We start from the raw sequence: 18,935 nt of genomic DNA on the forward strand, positions 1-18,935 counted from the left end.
ACCACTACCACCACCACTAACCCGTCAAAGGAAGTTATGAGACGCGCAAAAATCGTCGCGACACTCGGCCCGGCTACGTCGAGCTACGAGAACATCAGAGCAATCATCGATGCAGGTGTCGATGTTGCCCGGATGAACCTCAGCCATGGAAGCTACGCCGTCCACGAAGAGGTGTACGCGAACGTTCGTCGCGCCGCCGAGGATGCCGGCAAGCCGGTAGCAGTGATGGTTGACCTCCAGGGTCCCAAGATTCGTCTCGGAAAGTTTGAGGACGGCCCCTACGACCTCGCGGTCGGCGACATCTTCAAGATCACTATCGACGACATCGTGGGTAACCGCGAGATTTGCGGCACCACGTTCAAGGGTCTTCCTCAGGACGTTGCTCCCGGTGACTTCTTGCTCATTGATGACGGCAAGGTCAAAGTTAAGGTCGTGAGCGCGACTGACACGGTTGTCACAACTGAGGTCATCGTCGCCGGTGCGGTTTCTAACAACAAGGGCATCAACCTTCCCGGAGTTGCGGTCAATGTTCCTGCTCTGTCAGAGAAGGATGAAGACGACCTGCGCTGGGGCCTCAAGCTCGGCGCAGACCTCATTGCTCTTTCTTTCGTGCGCAACGCAGAAGACATTGTTCGCGTCCACGAGATTATGGACGAAGAGGGCCGTCGGGTTCCCGTCATCGCAAAGATCGAGAAGCCTCAGGCCGTCGACCACCTCGAAGCGATCATCGATGCGTTCGACGCCATCATGGTTGCCCGTGGTGACCTGGGCGTAGAGCTTCCTCTCGAGGCTGTTCCGATTGTGCAGAAGCGCACCGTTGAACTCGCGCGTCGCATGGCGAAGCCGGTAATTGTCGCGACTCAGATGCTTGAGTCGATGATTTCCAGCCCCGTGCCGACCCGTGCTGAAACATCTGACGTCGCGAACGCAATCCTCGATGGTGCTGATGCCGTCATGCTCAGCGGTGAGACGAGTGTGGGGGAGTACCCCGTGATTACCGTTCAGACCATGGCGAAAATCGTTGAGTCCACGGAAGAGCACGGTCTCGACCGCATCGCAAAATTGGGCACCAAGCCCAAGACTCAGAGTGGTGCGATTACTCTTGCGGCAGCCGAGGTCGCTTCGTTCGTTGAGGCGAAGTTCGTCTGTGTCTTCACGGAGTCGGGAGACTCTGCGCGTCGTATGTCGCGTTTGCGCTTCCGTATCCCTATGAAGGCGTTCACTCCGAGTCCAGAAATTCAGCGTCGCATGTCGCTGATTTGGGGCATTGAGTCGTTCATCGTTGACCGCGTTACGCACACCGATGAAATGTATCGCCAGGTAGACGAACTTCTGCTTGGCCAAGAACTCGCTGAGGTTGGCGACAAGGTCGTCGTGATTTCGGGATCCCCTCCCGGAATTTCGGGCTCCACTAACGACCTGCGAGTGCACGTGATCGGCGATGCTGTGAACGCCAAGGCACCCGCGTGGGCTACGAAGTAGCGTCAGCGCACTAATAAACGCCCAGCAGCGGCACGAACTCTCGGGTTCGTGCCGCTGTTGTCGTTAACAAGAAAAACCGGGAGCACGTGCTGCTCCCGGTTTTTCGTGTAAATGTTGTGCCGAATGTGGGACTCGAACCCACACGTCCTTTCGAACAAAGCATTTTGAGTGCTCCGCGTCTACCATTCCGCCAATTCGGCTGACTACAACGCTGAATAGAATACCGTAGGCTTGCACTTGTGACTGACCAAAACACCAATCAAACTGCTCCCCGCCGCGTTGTCGTTGCCGAAGATGAATCGCTCATCCGCATGGACATTGTCGAAATCCTGCGGGATGCCGGCTACGAGGTTGTCGGAGAAGCGGGTGACGGCGAGACTGCTGTTGCGCTCGCTACCGAGCTTCGCCCCGACCTGGTCATCATGGATGTCAAGATGCCTCAGCTCGACGGAATCTCCGCTGCGGAGCGCCTCAGCGCCAACCACATCGCCCCTGTCGTACTGCTGACTGCCTTTAGCCAGAAAGAACTCGTAGAGCGGGCTTCTGAGGCCGGAGCGCTGGCCTACGTGGTCAAGCCCTTCACCCCGAACGATCTTCTTCCGGCAATCGAGATCGCTCTCAGCCGTTACACACAGATCCTCACCCTCGAGGCTGAAGTGAGCGACCTGGTTGAGCGTTTCGAGACCCGCAAGCTCGTCGACCGCGCTAAGGGACTGCTGAACGAGAAGATGGGGCTCAGCGAGCCTGACGCTTTCCGTTGGATTCAGAAGGCATCCATGGATCGCCGCCTGACGATGCACGATGTGTCTCAGGCCATCATCGACCAGCTCAGCGCCAAAAAGTAGCGGGCGCCCGCACCTTCTCCTCTGGGGTTCAGTTGCGGGCTCTCAACGCCGCTGAGAACTCCTAGCGGGGTTTCGACACGCCCGCCGCTACGCGGTTGGGCGATCTTTCAGGATGTTCGTAATCCGGATGGTGGAGAGCCGACGTTCTTCCTCATCGCGGATAACGATTTCATGTGTCGCTAGAGTGCGCCCGAGGGCGATCGCGGTGCAGGTAGCGGTGACGATGCCCGAGCGCACGGAGCGGCTGTGGGTCGCGTTGATTTCGATTCCCATCGCAACACGACCAGGGCCGGCGTGGATCGCCGACGAAATTGATCCGAGGGACTCGCCGAGCACAACGTGAGCGCCTCCGTGCAGGATGCCGATCACTTGAGTGTTGCCTTCAACGGGCATCGTTGCGACGGATCGCTCTGCGCCAAGTTCGAGAAACTCAATTCCCATTTTTCGCGTGAGAGAGCCGCCCCCTGACTCGACAAGTCGCGCAAATAGTTCGGGATCGAGGTCATCGGGGTACTTCACAGAGGGTGTCCTTCGCATTCGGCCGTTTCCGCTGTCGGCAGCCGCGGCTAGGCTGGCTCCGTGTCGGATTCCCAAAAGCCTACTCTTATGATCATTGATGGCCACTCGTTGGCCTTCCGAGCCTTTTATGCGCTCCCCGTCGACAGTTTTCAGAACCGCGAGGGGCAGCACACCAATGCCATCCACGGTTTCTTGTCGATGCTGATTTCTCTCTTGCAGAACGAGAAACCTACGCATTTGGCCGTTGCCTTCGATATTTCACGGTACTCATTCCGTACACGGGAGTATCCCGAGTACAAGGGAACCCGTGGCGAAACGCCGGTGGAGTTCGTGGGGCAGATTCCCTTGCTCGAAGAGGCCCTCAAGGCGATGGGCATCCAAACCCTGAGCAAAGAGGACTACGAGGCTGACGACATCCTCGCCACCTTGGCGCACGAGGGCTCAGAGAACGGCTTCCGCGTTCTCGTGGTCTCCGGTGACCGCGATGCCATTCAGATGGTCAACGACAACGTCACCCTGCTGTATCCGAATGCTCGCGGTGTTTCTGAACTCAAGCGTTACGACCGTGACGCGGTTTTCGAGCGGTACGGCATCGAGCCTCACCAGTATCCGGATGTCGCAGCTCTTGTCGGAGAAACCAGCGACAACCTGATCGGCGTCGACAAGGTGGGGGAGAAGACTGCAGTCAAGTGGATCAACCTCTACGGCTCTCTCGATGAGGTGTTGGCTCACGCCGAGGAGATCAAGGGCGTTGTAGGCCAGAACCTTCGTGATCAGATTGATCGCCCCGTTCGCAACCGCAAGCTCAACCACTTGCTCACCGATGTTGAGCTTCCGGTCAATGTCGGCGATCTCGATCGCCGTGCGATCGACGAGGCTGCTGTACGTGAGGTGTTCGATCGCCTGCAGTTCAAGACGCTCCTGCAGCGCGTGATGAAGATTTCTGCGGTCGAAGGCGGCGGTGATGCGCAATCGTCGTCAGCAGCGAGCGCTCCTGACGATGCTGCAGCTATTCCTGCCGTGCGCACCATGGTTGACGAAGAGTTGGCCAAGTGGATTGCGACCAATAGCAACGGCAGTACGTCACCGCTGGGGCTCACCATCGCGAGTGTTGATGGTGTTGTCACCGGGCTTGGTCTTGCGACGGTCTCGGAGACTGCCTTTGTGCCGTGGGCGGCGGATCGCCCTGACTATGACGCGCTCACACAGTGGCTCGCAAGTGACGCCCCCAAGTACATGCACTCCGCTAAGTCCCAGCTCAAAATTGCCGCCAACTGCGGCCTAACGATCGCGGGCGTGGCGTTCGACACAACGCTCGCGTCGTGGCTCTTGAAGCCGGGCGGCAAGCCTGAAGAGCTTGAGTCTCAGGTGTACAACTACCTCGGCGAAACCATCGAGCAGGGCGACCCCAACCAGTTGGTTCCGGAGACTGAAGAACTGAGTCCCGCCACCAAGTCGTGGTACGTCGTTCGCTTGGCTGCTTACCTTGCTGGGCGCCTCGACGAGGGCTCTCTGGCTGTGCTCACCGATATTGAGATGCCGCTCGTGCCTGTCTTTGCTCAGATGGAACGCACGGGCATTGCGGTCAACCGCCAGTTGCTTGACGACCTCAGTAACTCCCTCAGCACGACCGCGGCCGATGTCGCCCGCAATGCGTTCGAGGTCATCGGTCGCGAGATCAATCTCGGTAGCCCCAAGCAATTGCAAGAGGTTCTCTTCACGCAGCTTGAGATGCCCAAGACTCGCGCGAACAAGACGGGCTTCTCGACGGATGCCGCGAGCTTGGCTGACCTCCAGGAACAAGCACCGCATCCGTTCCTCGACTTGCTCTTGCAGCACCGCGATGCCACCAAGCTCGTGCAGATCATTACCGGCATCGAGAAAGCTATCGATGCGTCGGGCCGGGTGCACACCACGTACGAGCAGGCCGGATCGAGCACCGGCCGAATCGCGTCGAACGATCCAAACCTGCAGAACGTGCCAGTCAAGACGGCAACCGGGCGCCAGATTCGTGCTGCTTTCGAAGCGGGAGAGGGGTATGACACGCTTCTCACCGCTGACTATTCACAAATCGAAATGCGCATCATGGCGCACCTTTCGGGCGATGAGGGGCTCATTCAGGCTTTCAACGAGGGCGAAGATCTTCACCGCTTCGTTGGCTCTCGCATCTTCGGCGTTGAGCCGGCCGATGTCACTCCCGAAATGCGTACCAAGGTGAAGGCAATGTCCTACGGCTTGGCATACGGGCTGAGCGCGTTTGGCCTGAGCAAACAGCTTCGTATCGAGACGAGCGAAGCCAAAGCACTCATGACGGATTACTTCGCGCGGTTTGGCGCGGTGCGGGACTACCTCCGCAACGTTGTCGAGCAGGCCCGAGTTGATGGGTACACCACAACGATTTTCGGCCGCCGTCGGCCTTTCGGAGATCTCACGTCAAAGAACCGAGTGTTGCGCGATAACGCGGAACGTCAGGCACTCAATTCGCCCATCCAGGGCTCGGCAGCAGACATCCTCAAGCGGGCCATGCTTCAGATCGATGGCGATATCCGTGAGGAGGGCCTGAAGTCACGAATGTTGCTTCAGGTGCACGACGAATTGGTGTTCGAAATCGCTGGAGGTGAGCTCGAGCGAATGACTACTATTGTTCATGAGCGAATGTCAGGGGCTGCAACCCTGTCGGTTCCGCTTGATGTGCAGATCGGCACCGGTCACAACTGGGATTCGGCGGCACATTAGGCTCGCACCGTGCGGCATCCACTCTCAGAGCACCCCACAAAGGAGCAGCGGTGAGTAGCACAACGGTAGTTATTGGTTCACAGGTTGGCCTGCACGCGCGTCCCGCTTCTGTCTTCACGCATGCCGTTGCGCAGTGCGGAATCACGGTGATGCTGACGGATGCCGCGGGCTCAACGATCAACGCCGGCAGTATCCTCGGCGTGCTCGCGATGGGTATCGGCTATGGCGATGTCATCACTCTCAGCTCAGACGACGAGGCGGCGGAGTCCGTCTTGGCGTCCCTCGCCGAGCTGCTCGAACGCGAACTCGATAGGCCCTAGCGTGACCTCGGGGCGGATTGCCCGCCCCATCAATTCCCGACGATCAATCAAGGAGCCAGACAACGATGTCCGATTTGACGCCCTCTACTTCGGAAGCTGCAACCTCGGGTCGGCAGGCTACGCCGCTCGATGCGATTGCTGAGGAATGGGTCACCACTCTGGTTGAACTAGACCCGACCATCGGAACGTATATCGGTTCGCCGGGACAACACTCGGGGTATGCCGATTATTCGCCCGAAGGGCATGCTCATGTCGTGGCGTCGACCAGGGACATTCTTGCTCGGCTCGAAGCCGCACCGGTGATGGATGACGTTGATCTCGTTACAAAGTCCGACATGGTCTCCACTCTGAAGCTCGATCTAGAGTCCGATGCCGCGCAATTGTGGAAGCGCGATCTTAATAATCTGGCGAGTCCCGCCCAAGAGATTCGTGGCGTTCTCGATCTGATGCCGACCGCATCGAGCGAAGATTGGTCCGTGATTGCGGAGCGCCTGCACAATATTCCGCAGGCGATCAATGGCTACATCGCCACTCTTCGTCACGGTATGGATGGGGCAGTGGTTCCTGCGCAGCGTCAGGTTGCCGAAGTTGTGGCGCAAGCCCGCCAGATCTCAGCCCCCGGAGGATTCTTCGAGTCGTTCATTGCGCAGGCTGAGGCTGTGGGCGGCGACAGCGCTCTCCAAACAGCGCTGGCTGATGGCGCTGCCGTTGCGGCATCCAGTTATCAGCAACTTGAGCGTTTTTTGAGTGACGAGCTTGCTCCGCGGGCGACACCTCAGGATGCTTTTGGACGCGAGCTTTACGCGTTGCAGTCTCAACGCTTCCTCGGTGCCACGGTCGACCTCGATGAAACCTATGAGTGGGGGATTGAGGAACTGGCGCGCATGACTGCTGAGCAAAAGCAGATCGCGCACGAGATCAAGCCGGGAGCATCCATCGCCGAAGCAATCGAGCTTCTTGACTCTGACCCTTCGCGAACGCTGCACGGCACCGATGCCCTGCAGAGGTGGATGCAGCAGCTCAGCGATGAAGCCATCGAAGCGTTGGCAGGCACCCACTTTGATATCGCAGAGCCCATGCGCGCGTTGGAGTGCATGATTGCGCCGACTCACGACGGAATCATCTATTACACGGGGCCGAGCGATGACTTTTCGAGGCCGGGTCGCATGTGGTGGTCTGTGCCGGAATCGGTCACTGAGTTCACCACGTGGCGCGAGGCGACAACCGTCTATCACGAGGGCGTTCCCGGGCATCACCTCCAGATCGCCCAAGCCGTCTATAACCGCGATCAGCTGAATACCTACCGTCGGCAGCTGTCGGGAACCTCTGGCCATGCCGAGGGATGGGCGCTCTATGCTGAGCGGCTGATGGCGGACCTCGGTTTCCTCGACGACCCTGCCAATCGACTCGGGATGCTCGATGGTCAGCGGATGCGTGCTGCCCGCGTCGTTCTCGACATCGGTGTCCATCTCGGCAAGCCCAAGCTCACTGGTTCGGGCGTCTGGGATTGGGATTATGCTCTCGATTTCATGACGAACAACGTCACGTTAGATCCCGCCAATGTTCGCTTCGAAGTGAACCGTTATTTCGGTTGGCCAGGACAGGCACCGTCATACAAGGTGGGGCAGCGCATCTGGGAGCAGCTGCGCGATGAGTGCAGTGCCATTGAGGGCGCTGATTTCTCACTTCGTGAGTTCCACCGTCGTGCCCTCAATGTGGGTGGCGTTGGGCTGGATACCCTTCGGGCCGCGCTTCTGGCCCCCTACACAGCACGCTGATCTTCGGCAGGATTTTCGCTCGAGAAGTCTGAGGGATCCCGCAGCACGAGATACCTCGAAACACGGCCGTTAAGTGGTTGGTTTTACCGCCGTCAAAGCGCTAGGCTGGAGTGTCGCATTTGTGACTTCTTATTCGCCTGCCTACGGCGAGCACACAGATTCATTTCGCCGTCGGCCCAATTATGCGCTTTTCGAAGCGTGACCCATACCGGAGCAACTACTACATGACAAACGCAACGACTGACAAGGCACCCAAGCAGGTCGCCATCAATGACATCGGATCTGCTGAAGATTTCCTCGCCGCAGTCGAAAAGACGCTGAAGTTCTTCAACGATGGTGACCTTATCGAAGGTACCGTCGTCAAGATCGACCGTGACGAGGTTCTCCTCGACGTCGGTTACAAGACTGAGGGTGTTATCCCCTCTCGTGAACTTTCCATCAAGCACGACGTTGACCCCACTGAGGTTGTCAACGTCGGTGACACCGTTGAGGCCCTCGTTCTTCAGAAAGAAGACAAAGAAGGCCGCCTCATCCTCTCCAAGAAGCGCGCACAGTACGAGCGTGCATGGGGCGACGTCGAGAAGATCAAGGAATCGGATGGCGTTGTCACTGGTTCGGTCATCGAGGTTGTCAAGGGTGGACTCATCGTCGACATCGGACTTCGTGGGTTCCTCCCCGCATCGCTCATCGAGCTTCGCCGCGTTCGTGACCTCACGCCGTACCTCGGCCAGGAGATCGAAGCCAAGATCCTCGAGCTCGACAAGAACCGCAACAACGTTGTTCTGTCGCGCCGCGCACTCCTCGAAGAGACGCAGTCGGCAAGCCGCACTTCGTTCCTCAACAACCTCGCCAAGGGCCAGGTTCGCAAGGGTGTCGTGTCGTCGATCGTCAACTTCGGTGCATTCGTTGACCTCGGTGGCGTAGACGGCCTCGTCCACGTTTCTGAGCTCTCGTGGAAGCACATTGAGCACGCTTCAGAAGTTGTTGAAGTTGGCCAGGAAGTTACGGTTGAGATTCTTGAGGTTGACCTCGAGCGCGAGCGCGTGTCGCTGTCGCTCAAGGCAACGCAGGAAGACCCGTGGCAGGTATTCGCCCGCACCCACGCAATCGGACAGGTTGCTCCCGGTAAGGTCACCAAGCTCGTTCCGTTCGGTGCGTTCGTTCGCGTCGCAGACGGCATCGAGGGCCTCGTGCACATCTCCGAGCTTTCGGGTAAGCACGTTGAACTCGCCGAGCAGGTTGTTTCGGTTGGCGACGAAGTATTCGTCAAGGTCATCGACATCGACCTCGAGCGTCGTCGCATCTCGCTTAGCCTCAAGCAGGCTAACGAGGGTGTTGACCCCGAGGGTACCGAGTTCGACCCGGCACTCTACGGAATGCTCACCGAGTACGACGACCAGGGCAACTACAAGTACCCCGATGGTTTCGATCCCGAGACCAACGAGTGGAAAGACGGCTTCGAGTCACAGCGCGAGAAGTGGGAGCAGGACTATGCTGCAGCCCAGGCGCGTTGGGAACAGCACAAGAAGCAGGTTGCCGCCGCAGCGATTCAGGAAGAGTCGATCAGCAGTGCACCCGCCGGAGCATCGTCGTTCTCCAACGACGACGCTGCAACAAGTGCAGGCGCGGGCACGCTCGCAGACGACGAGACTCTCGCCGCTCTGCGCGAGAAGCTCTCGAGCAACAACTAGTAACACTTAGCTGAACAGTGTGGCCAGTCTCCTTCGGGAGGCTGGCCATACTCAGTTAACGAGCCACGGCTGTCCGCTGAATGATCGGCGGCAAGCGGGCGGGGGAGTGCTCTGCTCAGCTGGCGAGCCTGAGCGGGGGTGCCTAGGTTGTGCGCTTTGTGGCGCGTCGCGCTCGTCGAACTCGTGCAACCAGCCACGCCACGAGCCCGATGAGGGCAAGCGTTCCGATGACAGGAACAATGAGCGCCATCAGACTGAGCAGTACGCTACTGATGTCCTCTGCGGCGCTGACCACTGGTGCAGCCGCTCCGGCAGTAGCGGCGTTGAGCACAGGGCGTGCAGCCATTTTGGTGGCGTGCGTGCCGAACGCAAGAATGATTCCGATAACGACGGGCACCCACGCCTCTGACGTGAAAAACGATGCTGGATCGGTGACCACTGCTGTCTCAGAAGCGGCACCCGTACCGAAGGCGATACCGCCTGCTGCGGGACGCACGATGGTCTGAATCCAATCGTTCACGGAATCCACGACGGGCACTTTGTCGGCGATTACTTCCACGACGAGCAGCACCCCGAGAACGGCGATCACCCAGGGGTTTTCGAGCCACGACCATGCGGCGGGCAGCTCTACAAAGTCAAAGACTCGGCCAGCGATGCCCAATATGAGAAGCGGAATATAGGCGTTGAGGCCAGCCGCAACGGCGAGGCCGCTGCCGGTGAGTATTTCGAACATCCGCTCTCCCTTTCAACAGGCTGAGGTTAGCATTGAGGAATGCACTTGATAGCGCTCACCGGTGGGATTGCTTCGGGAAAGTCGACTGTAGCTAAGCGGTGGGCCGAACACGGAGCTGTCGTCGTCGACGCGGATGCTCTCGCCCGCGAAGTGGTTGAGCCAGACTCCCCGGCGCTGGCCGCGATCGTTGATCATTTTGGCGCAGACGTGCTGAACGACGATGGATCTCTCAACCGCCAGGCTCTCGGCAGTATCGTTTTTGGTGACTCGGATGCCCGTCAGGCTCTTAACAGCATCACCCATCCGGCGATCAGTCGGCTCGCCCAGCAACGTTTCGCTGCCGCCTACGATCGCGACCCTGAGGCGCTGATTGTGTACGACATCCCCTTATTGGTGGAGTCGGGTCAACCCGTCGATAAGTTCTCGGCAGTAGTGACGGTTGAGGCTGATCCAGAAACTCGCATTCAGCGTTTGATCGAGCACCGCAACATGCCGCGCAGTGAGGCAGAGGGGCGCGTCGCGTCTCAAGCGTCGAGCGCCAATCGCAGAGCGGTGGCCGACTTCGTCGTGGATTCCGGAGCCGATTTGACGGATACAGAACGTCATGCTGACGAAGTGTGGCAGTTGCTTCGCGACCAATTAGTGAGTTCGCGCTAAGCGTTCGCTTGGCGACTCCGTTTTCGGGTCGTTGTCAGTGCCGGTGCCTACACTTGAGGTATGGAACCAACTCGCTCAGTACGTCCTTTTGAGGTAATTAGCGAGTACTCACCTTCCGGAGATCAGCCTCAGGCGATCCGCGAGCTTGCTCAGCGAATCAATGCCGGCGAAACCGATATTGTGCTGCTCGGCGCCACCGGCACGGGAAAGTCGGCAACAACCGCGTGGCTTATCGAACAGGTGCAGCGACCAACGCTCATCATGTCCCACAACAAGACTCTTGCCGCTCAACTGGCTAACGAGTTCCGGGATTTGATGCCCAACAACGCGGTGGAGTATTTCGTTTCGTACTACGACTACTACCAGCCCGAGGCCTACATTCCGCAGACAGATACCTTTATCGAGAAGGACTCGTCGGTCAACGCCGAAGTCGAGCGACTGCGACATTCCACTACCAACTCTTTGCTCAGCCGCCGCGACACGGTCGTGGTCTCCACAGTGTCGAGCATTTACGGGCTTGGCGCTGCTGAGTCCTATCTTGAAGCGATGATCGCCCTGCAGGTGGGAATGCGCATCGATCGCGAAACGCTCATCCGCAAGTTTGTGGGAATGCAGTATCAGCGCAACGACTACGACTTCTCGCGGGGAAACTTCCGCGTGCGCGGCGACACCATTGAGATCATTCCGGTGTATGAAGAACTCGCGATCCGAATCGAGATGTTCGGAGACGAAATCGAGGCGCTCTACTCCCTGCATCCGTTGACCGGCGACATCGTCAAGAAGATGGATTCGGTGTCGGTTTTCCCTGGCACCCACTATTCGGCAAGCCCCGAAACGATCAAAACCGCAATCGTGTCCATTCAGGAGGAGCTCGCCGACCGGCTTGCCGTGCTGGAGCGTCAAGGAAAGCTTCTCGAAGCTCAACGCTTGCGTATGCGCACGACCTTCGACATCGAAATGATGGAGCAGATCGGTTTTTGCAACGGCATTGAGAACTATTCTCTCCACATGGATGGGCGCCAACCCGGCGAACCACCAAGCTGTTTGCTCGACTACTTTCCGGATGATTTTCTCGTGGTGCTCGATGAGTCGCACGTCACGGTGCCTCAGATCGGCGCCATGTACGAGGGCGATGCCTCACGAAAGCGCACTCTTGTGGAACACGGGTTCCGCCTCCCGAGCGCGCTCGACAATCGCCCGTTGAAATGGGAAGAGTTTCTTGAGCGTGCCGGCCAGAAGGTCTACCTTTCTGCGACACCGGGCAAATACGAGATGGGTATCACTGACTCCGTTGTCGAGCAGGTGATCCGCCCGACAGGACTCATCGATCCGCAAATCGTCGTTAAGCCGTCGAAGGGTCAAATTGACGACCTTCTCGAACAAATCAGGCTTCGCGTCGAGAAGAACGAGCGTGTGCTCGTCACCACGCTCACAAAGAAGATGGCTGAAGAACTCACCGAATTCCTTTCGGAGAATGGTGTTCGGGTGCGCTACTTGCACTCTGACGTCGACACGCTACGCCGCGTGGAGCTACTCACCGAGCTCCGACAGGGCATCTATGACGTGCTCGTGGGCATCAACCTCCTTCGGGAAGGGCTTGACCTTCCCGAAGTGTCGCTCGTCGCGATTCTGGATGCAGACAAGGAAGGCTTCTTGCGGTCGTCCACATCACTCATTCAAACCATCGGGCGTGCCGCTCGAAATGTCTCCGGCGAGGTTCACATGTACGCCGACGTCATTACGCGATCGATGGCGTTTGCGATCGAGGAGACTGATCGTCGCCGCGAAAAGCAGGTGGCATACAACACCGAGCACGGTATTGACCCCCAGCCGCTACGCAAGAAAATTGCTGACATCACTGATGCCCTTCTCCGTGAGGGCGCTGACACCGCAGAGCTGCTCGCCACCCGCAATCGTGACGGCAAGAAACGCACTCCGACGCCCAAACTGGCGCGGGAAGGAATCGCTGCCGCCGGCGGAAATGATCTTGAGAATATCATTGGCGATCTCAACGAACAGATGCTTCAAGCGGCATCCGAGTTGAAGTTTGAGCTTGCTGCTCGATTACGAGATGAAGTTCAGGAACTCAAGAAGGAACTGCGCCAGATGGAGCAGGCTGGTCATTTAAAGTAGTGGCCAGCGTTTCGTGCATCGCAATCATGCGGCGCTCCTGAGCGAAGGAGTCGTGGGGGAGTGCGGTCGTTCGCGCCGCCCCACGTCGTTCCTCTACCGGGATATCGGCAAGAACTCTGAGCGCGTGAGCGATATGAGTAAGATCCGGAGCCACCGTGAGTCCACCGCCATCGGCGAATGCAATGTGCTCCTTGCTCGCGGTTGTGATAATCGTGGGAGTGCCCGTAGCGAGGGATTCCAGAGCTATGGCCTGAGCGCACGATCCGTTTGTTGTGACGATCGCAAGGTCTGCAGTCGCAAAGACTTCTGCTCGCTCCACCAGCGTGAGATCGTGCGCGCTCAGAAATTGAACTGAAATCCCCACCGCACTTCGTTCGAGCCGGGCACGCAGCGGGCCATCGCCCAAGATCACCAAATGGAGGTCCTCGCCCTGAGAAGCTCGGTGTCGCACTGCGTCAATCGCGACTGAGACCGCTCCCGCGGAGGTGAGCGGCGCCGCACATACGACGACCAATTCGGCGCCGCTTGAGTCGCGGAGAGTGCTGTTGTGGCGCAGCGGAGAGAACACTTCGACGTTTACCCCTGACGGGATGCTCACAACGCGATTGTCGGGAGCGGACGTCGTTGCAGGGTCGGTCGCCGTGCTCGAGTTTTCGTGGGTCGCAGAATCGGAACCCTGCGCGCCGACTACCCCCGTGTGAATGACCTGGTCGAACCCCAGTGGGGTGTGTGCCGTAGCCCACTCGGCTTCGTCATCGTCCGTGAGGAGCACGGCCGGCACACGGTTGTCGCGAGCCCACGCGCCCAGTTCGCGAGCACTGAGGCGGTCGGCGACTTCGATCTGATCGGGCACAAGCTTTTCGAGAGCACGGCGCACAGCTTTGGCGATTGGAACGAATCCGCGGGATAATGCTCGGCCACGAGCGGGGACCGTGACCACAGTGCCGTATTCGGTCCAGGTCACCGATGACTCGGCTCCGGGGATGATGATGGAGAACTCGTGCCCGGCTGCCTGATACGCCAGACCACGAGAACGCACAGCGCTTGAAGGCAATAAGGCTGGTGCCGAGTAAAAGCTCGTAACGTGCGCAATGTGCATTCACCCATTATCGCGGGGACGAGCACTCTGTGCTGGGCGAACGTCCAGACAATGTCAGCGGTTTCCGTAGAATAGGAAGAGTGACTACAGCACAGTCGATTCCTAATTCTCACCTCAGCGTCCGTGGCGCTCGGGTTCACAATCTCAAGAACGTTGACCTCGAGATTCCGCGCGACTCTCTCGTTGTCTTCACTGGTCTTTCCGGGTCAGGCAAATCGAGCCTCGCGTTCGACACTATTTTCGCAGAGGGCCAGCGACGCTACGTCGAATCGCTTTCGGCCTATGCGCGTCAATTCCTAGGCCAGGTCGATCGGCCAGACGTCGATTTCATTGAGGGACTCAGCCCGGCGGTCTCGATTGACCAGAAATCCACGAACCGAAACCCACGGTCAACCGTCGGAACGATCACAGAGATCTACGACTACATGCGACTGTTGTGGGCGCGCATCGGAGTTCCGCACTGCGCCGTGTGCGGCGAAAAGATTGAGCGCCAATCGGTGCAACAAATTGCCGACCAACTGATGAAGCTTGAGAGCGGCACACGCTATCAAATTGTCAGTCCCGTCGTTTCTCAGAAAAAGGGCGAGTTCGTTGATCTCTTCGCGGAGCTCGCCTCGAGCGGTTACTCCCGCGCCATCGTGGATGGCGATGTCATCCAGCTCAGCGAGCCTCCCAAGCTGAAGAAGCAGTACAAACACGATATTTCTGTCGTCGTTGACCGGTTGGTGGCAAGCGACGACATCCTTACGCGCCTTACCGATTCACTCGAGACCGCACTGCGACTCACCGACGGAACTGTCGCGATCAACTTTGTTGACGAGGAGGGGGATGCCGCGTGGCGTTCGTTCTCCGAGAAGCTGTCCTGCCCCAATAATCACCCCATCCAGCTCACCGAAATCGAGCCACGCACCTTCTCATTCAACGCCCCTTTCGGCGCGTGCCCGGAGTGTTCGGGGCTCGGTACCCGCATGTCGATCGACGCAGAGCTCCTCATCGCCGATGATTCAGTCAGTCTCTCTGAGGGCGCAATCTTGCCCTGGACGAACTCGGGCAAGGGTCTCTATAACTACTTCGAAAAGTTGCTCGGCGGCCTAGCCCTCGACCTTGATTTCTCGCTCGACACTCCGTGGGGCGATCTCCCCGAAGATGTTCGCGAAGCAGTTTTGCGAGGCAACGATTTCAAGGTGTCCGTTAAGTGGAAAAACCGCTACGGGCGCGAGATGAAGTACTCCACGGGGTTTGAGGGAGTGATTCCCTACATCGAGCGCAAATACCTCGAGGCGGAGACAGATGTTCAGCGCCAGCGCTATGCGGCGTATCTCCGCGAGATTCCCTGCCCCGTATGTGATGGCAAGCGTTTGAAGCCAGAGGTCTTGGCCGTTACTGTCGCTGACAACAGCATTTCTGACATCTGCGAGCTCAGCCTCATCGATGCCTACGGCTTCATGAATGAACTGGTTCTCTCTGAGCGGGATGCCCACATTGCTGCTCAAGTGCTTCGCGAAATCCGATTGCGCCTAGAATTCTTGGTCGAGGTCGGCCTGAGCTATCTGAACCTCGCACGTGCGGCCGCAACATTGAGCGGTGGCGAGGCGCAACGCATCCGACTGGCGACCCAAATTGGCTCCGGTCTCACAGGCGTGCTCTATGTGCTCGACGAGCCCAGTATCGGACTTCACCAGCGTGACAACCGACGATTGATCGAAACTCTCGTCAAGCTCAAGAACCTCGGCAACACCCTCATCGTGGTTGAGCACGATGAAGATACGATTCGCACCGCCGATTGGGTTGTCGATATTGGGCCTGGCGCCGGCGAACACGGTGGAGAAGTCGTTCACTCCGGTTCCTACGAAGAGCTACTCACCAATACACGGTCGATAACCGCTGACTACCTGTCGGGGCGTAAGGCCATCGAAACGCCGAAGAAGCGTCGCCCGATTGACAAGGCGCGCCAGATTACCGTTGAGGGAGCGAAGGCGAACAACCTCAAGAACGTCACCGTCAAATTCCCGCTTGGCACGTTCACCGCGGTCACGGGCGTCAGTGGTTCTGGAAAATCAAGCCTCGTCAACGACATCCTCTACAAGGTCCTTGCCAACGAACTCAACGGTGCGCGCCAGATTCCAGGCAAGCACACGCGAGTCACGGGCCTCGAGAACCTCGACAAGGTAGTTCATGTCGACCAGAACCCGATCGGACGCACTCCACGATCCAATCCCGCCACGTACACGGGCGTCTTCGACAAGATCCGCACGTTGTTCTCCGAGACCGCGGATGCGAAAGCTCGAGGATACTTGCCCGGTCGCTTCAGCTTTAACGTCAAGGGCGGTCGCTGCGAGAACTGTTCGGGTGACGGCACTATCAAGATCGAGATGAACTTCTTGCCCGACGTGTACGTCGCGTGTGAAGTGTGCGGGGGAGCGCGCTATAACCGCGACACCCTCGCCGTAAAGTACAAGGCCAAGAACATCGCTGAAGTGCTCGACATGCCGATCAGTGAGGCCGCGGACTTCTTCGAGGCAATCACGAGCATTCACCGTTACTTGAAGACGCTCGAAGAGGTCGGGCTTGGCTATGTGCGTCTCGGCCAGAGCGCGACAACTCTCTCGGGCGGTGAGGCACAACGAGTCAAGCTTGCTACTGAGCTCCAGCGCCGATCGATGGGGCGCAGCGTCTATGTGCTCGATGAGCCAACGACAGGTCTCCACTTCGAAGACGTGCGCAAGCTCTTGTTGGTGCTCAACGGTCTCGTTGATAAGGGAAACACTGTCATCGTGATCGAGCACAACCTTGATGTCATTAAGTCTGCTGACTGGCTCATTGATCTCGGCCCCGAAGGCGGGTCTGGCGGCGGAGAGCTGCTGTCCGTCGGAGCTCCCGAGAAGGTCGCCAAGGTCGCGGGAAGCCACACTGGCCAGTTCTTGGCTGAAGTATTGAGTGGCAATCGTGTCTAGGCCGCTGGGAGTCAACGGTGGCTAACACTGTTCCTTGGCGCCCGCGCGCAGGAGACATCCCTAACCAGCCTGGCGTCTATCGGTTTACTGACGATAAGAAGCGCGTGCTCTACGTGGGAAAAGCGAAGAACTTGCGCGCCCGTCTCAGCAACTACTTTGCACCGCTGACCACTCTTCACGAGCGCACTCGACGGATGGTGCTCACCGCAACAAACGTTGAGTGGACGATCGTCGGCAATGACTTTGAAGCGCTGCAGCTGGAATACACCTGGATCAAAGAATTCGATCCGCCGTTTAACGTTCAGTACAAAGACGACAAGTCCTACCCGTACCTTGCGATCACGATGGGTGATCCTGTTCCACGGGTGCTTGTCACGCGCAATCGTAACCTGCCCAATGCGCGATACTTCGGCCCCTATTCGCGCGCGTGGGCCATCCGCGACACGGTCGATGTGATGCTCAAAGCTTTCCCGATGCGCAGCTGCTCGACGTCGGTCTACAAGCGCGCCCAACAAACTGGTCGCCCCTGCTTGCTCGGCGATATTGGTAAGTGTGCGGCGCCCTGTGTCGGCCGAGTGACGCTCGAAGCGCATAAATCGATTGCACTAGATTTTGCGTCGTTCATGGGAGGCAACGACTCTCGAATGCTCAACTCAATCAAAGCCAAAATGGCAGAGTCCGCAGCGACTCAGGAGTATGAGGCGGCCGCGCGCTATCGTGACCAAATTGGGGCGATGGAGACAGCGCTCGCTAAAAACCAGATCGTGTTGTCCGAGGATGTGGATGCCGATTTCTTCGGAATTGCGCACGATGAGCTCGCAGCCGCCGTGCAACAGTTCATTGTTCGAGGCGGCCGAATTCGCGGTGTTCGTGGATGGGTCGTCGATAAAGAACTGGATGTCGAACTCGGCGGACTGGTCGAATCTGTGTTGCAGAACGCCTACGACGACACCGTCCCACCGCGCGATGTCCTCGTGCCAGCGCTGCCAGAGGACGGCACTGCGCTGGAAGAGTGGCTAGCGCAGCGCCGTGGGCCGGGCGCGCGCGTCCGTTTGAGGGTCGCGCAGCGGGGCGAAAAGGCGTCACTGGCGCAGACCGTGGAGACAAACGCTAAGAACGCGCTCATGCTCTATAAGTCGAAACGGAGCGGCGACTTCGTTGCTCGTTCGCAGGCGCTGGCAGATATCCAGGAAGCATTGGGAATGACCGAGGCTCCGCTTCGGATGGAATGTTTCGACGTTTCGCACCTCTCAGGCACGAATGTGGTTGCATCCATGGTCGTCTTCGAAGATGGACTGCCTAAGAAGCAGCACTACCGGCGTTTCAATATCCCCGAGACCACCGACGACACTGATTCGATCTACCAGGTCCTCACGCGTCGGCTTGCCTATCTTGCCGCCGGGAATGCGGTCCCTACTGCAGCTGAAGCTCAGGCGACTTCGCCCAACAAGACGCTCAGTACGGGGGAGCCCGATGAGGATGCCGCAGCTTCTGCGGAGCTCGCGACAGATGTCGTGGCTCCTTCTCCCAAGTTTGCTTATCCGCCCCAATTGCTCATCGTTGATGGTGGGCAACCGCAGGTTTCAGCGGCACAGCGCGCTCTCGAGGAGTCCGGCGTTTCCGGTATCCAACTCGCTGGAATTGCTAAGCGACTAGAAGAGATCTGGCTGCCCGACTCTGAGTATCCGGTTATTCTTCCCCGCAATAGTGATGCGCTTTTTTTGATTCAACGCATCCGCGATGAGGCGCACCGCTCCGCAATTACTCATCAGCGTCAGCGAAGGTCAAAGGACATTTCCTCGATCCTCTCCACTGTTCCGGGCCTCGGCCCGTCCCGCATCAAGGCGCTGTTGCAGCACTTTGGCTCCGTCGCTCGGCTCAAGGCGGCAACGCCCGAACAGATCACAGAAGTCCCGGGAGTAGGAGAGGCGACTGCTGCCGCGATCATCGAGAAGCTCGGTCAGCGCTAGCTCAGGTAGTCTGAAGCC

The 18,935-nt window shown here is 58.5% G+C and carries 13 protein-coding genes and 1 tRNA gene; 10 read left to right on the plus strand and 4 right to left on the minus strand.

Going from position 1 to position 18,935, the window contains the following annotated elements:
* Nucleotides 1-36 precede the first annotated feature (36 nt).
* On the plus strand, nt 37-1,482 hold the full coding sequence (gene pyk, locus I6E51_RS08105) for a pyruvate kinase (protein WP_197105667.1): 1,446 nt from the start codon (nt 37-39) through the stop codon (nt 1,480-1,482).
* Between the two features lie 117 nt (nt 1,483-1,599).
* Here pyk and I6E51_RS08110 read toward each other — a convergent pair.
* Nucleotides 1,600-1,682: transfer RNA gene (locus tag I6E51_RS08110), tRNA-Leu, on the minus strand.
* 39 nt (nt 1,683-1,721) lie between these two features.
* On the opposite strand from I6E51_RS08110, the gene I6E51_RS08115 reads away from it, so the two are divergent.
* A complete protein-coding gene (locus tag I6E51_RS08115; protein WP_197105666.1) occupies nt 1,722-2,327 on the plus strand; it encodes an ANTAR domain-containing response regulator in 606 nt (201 codons plus the stop codon).
* Nucleotides 2,328-2,414: 87 nt separating this feature from the next.
* Here I6E51_RS08115 and I6E51_RS08120 read toward each other — a convergent pair whose 3' ends face one another.
* Nucleotides 2,415-2,846, minus strand: coding sequence for a PaaI family thioesterase (locus tag I6E51_RS08120; protein ID WP_197109928.1), 432 nt, complete (start codon nt 2,844-2,846; stop codon nt 2,415-2,417).
* Nucleotides 2,847-2,933: 87 nt separating this feature from the next.
* On the opposite strand from I6E51_RS08120, the gene polA reads away from it, so the two are divergent.
* From polA to rpsA, 4 genes are all read left to right on the plus strand, one after another.
* The gene (gene polA / locus I6E51_RS08125) at nt 2,934-5,582 is read left to right on the plus strand and encodes a DNA polymerase I (RefSeq protein WP_231599693.1); all 2,649 of its coding nucleotides are present in this window, start codon (nt 2,934-2,936) and stop codon (nt 5,580-5,582) included.
* Between the two features lie 50 nt (nt 5,583-5,632).
* Nucleotides 5,633-5,902 (plus strand): HPr family phosphocarrier protein, encoded by a 270-nt coding sequence (locus I6E51_RS08130; RefSeq protein ID WP_197109930.1) that lies wholly within the window; start codon nt 5,633-5,635, stop codon nt 5,900-5,902.
* Between the two features lie 65 nt (nt 5,903-5,967).
* On the plus strand, nt 5,968-7,680 hold the full coding sequence (locus I6E51_RS08135; RefSeq protein WP_197109931.1) for a DUF885 domain-containing protein: 1,713 nt from the start codon (nt 5,968-5,970) through the stop codon (nt 7,678-7,680).
* Nucleotides 7,681-7,904: 224 nt separating this feature from the next.
* On the plus strand, nt 7,905-9,371 hold the full coding sequence (gene rpsA / locus I6E51_RS08140) for a 30S ribosomal protein S1 (protein ID WP_197105661.1): 1,467 nt from the start codon (nt 7,905-7,907) through the stop codon (nt 9,369-9,371).
* A gap of 142 nt (nt 9,372-9,513) precedes the next feature.
* Here the strand turns inward: rpsA and I6E51_RS08145 are convergent, their stop codons facing one another.
* The gene (locus tag I6E51_RS08145; RefSeq protein ID WP_197109932.1) at nt 9,514-10,104 is read right to left on the minus strand and encodes a DUF4126 domain-containing protein; all 591 of its coding nucleotides are present in this window, start codon (nt 10,102-10,104) and stop codon (nt 9,514-9,516) included.
* Between the two features lie 39 nt (nt 10,105-10,143).
* Between I6E51_RS08145 and coaE the strand changes: the two genes are divergently transcribed.
* Entirely contained in the window at nt 10,144-10,761 is a 618-nt protein-coding gene (gene coaE, locus I6E51_RS08150) for a dephospho-CoA kinase (RefSeq protein ID WP_197109933.1), read from the plus strand.
* Between the two features lie 60 nt (nt 10,762-10,821).
* Nucleotides 10,822-12,894, plus strand: coding sequence for an excinuclease ABC subunit UvrB (gene uvrB / locus I6E51_RS08155; RefSeq protein WP_197109934.1), 2,073 nt, complete (start codon nt 10,822-10,824; stop codon nt 12,892-12,894).
* Here the strand turns inward: uvrB and I6E51_RS08160 are convergent.
* On the minus strand, nt 12,848-13,993 hold the full coding sequence (locus I6E51_RS08160; protein WP_197109935.1) for a glycosyltransferase: 1,146 nt from the start codon (nt 13,991-13,993) through the stop codon (nt 12,848-12,850). The genes uvrB and I6E51_RS08160 overlap by 47 nt on opposite strands.
* An 80-nt stretch (nt 13,994-14,073) precedes the next feature.
* Here I6E51_RS08160 and uvrA point away from each other — a divergent pair, with 80 nt between their 5' ends.
* Together uvrA and uvrC are read left to right on the plus strand one after the other, a co-directional pair.
* Nucleotides 14,074-16,947, plus strand: a complete 2,874-nt coding sequence (uvrA, locus tag I6E51_RS08165) for an excinuclease ABC subunit UvrA (RefSeq protein ID WP_197105656.1) — start codon at nt 14,074-14,076, stop codon at nt 16,945-16,947.
* 17 nt (nt 16,948-16,964) lie between these two features.
* Complete coding sequence (gene uvrC / locus I6E51_RS08170) at nt 16,965-18,917, plus strand: excinuclease ABC subunit UvrC (RefSeq protein WP_197109936.1); 1,953 nt, start codon at nt 16,965-16,967, stop codon at nt 18,915-18,917.
* Nucleotides 18,918-18,935 lie beyond the last annotated feature (18 nt).

This window comes from Salinibacterium sp. NSLL17, from assembly GCF_015864935.1.
GTDB lineage: Bacteria > Actinomycetota > Actinomycetes > Actinomycetales > Microbacteriaceae > Rhodoglobus.

Coding starts and splice junctions, on each gene's coding strand:
- pyk (WP_197105667.1), top strand. CDS start 37: ATGAGACGCGCAAAAATCGTCGCGACACTCGGCCCGGCTACGTCGAGC.
- polA (WP_231599693.1), top strand. CDS start 2,934: ATGATCATTGATGGCCACTCGTTGGCCTTCCGAGCCTTTTATGCGCTC.
- I6E51_RS08135 (WP_197109931.1), top strand. CDS start 5,968: ATGTCCGATTTGACGCCCTCTACTTCGGAAGCTGCAACCTCGGGTCGG.
- rpsA (WP_197105661.1), top strand. CDS start 7,905: ATGACAAACGCAACGACTGACAAGGCACCCAAGCAGGTCGCCATCAAT.
- I6E51_RS08145 (WP_197109932.1), bottom strand. CDS start 10,104: ATGTTCGAAATACTCACCGGCAGCGGCCTCGCCGTTGCGGCTGGCCTC.
- coaE (WP_197109933.1), top strand. CDS start 10,144: ATGCACTTGATAGCGCTCACCGGTGGGATTGCTTCGGGAAAGTCGACT.
- uvrB (WP_197109934.1), top strand. CDS start 10,822: ATGGAACCAACTCGCTCAGTACGTCCTTTTGAGGTAATTAGCGAGTAC.
- I6E51_RS08160 (WP_197109935.1), bottom strand. CDS start 13,993: ATGCACATTGCGCACGTTACGAGCTTTTACTCGGCACCAGCCTTATTG.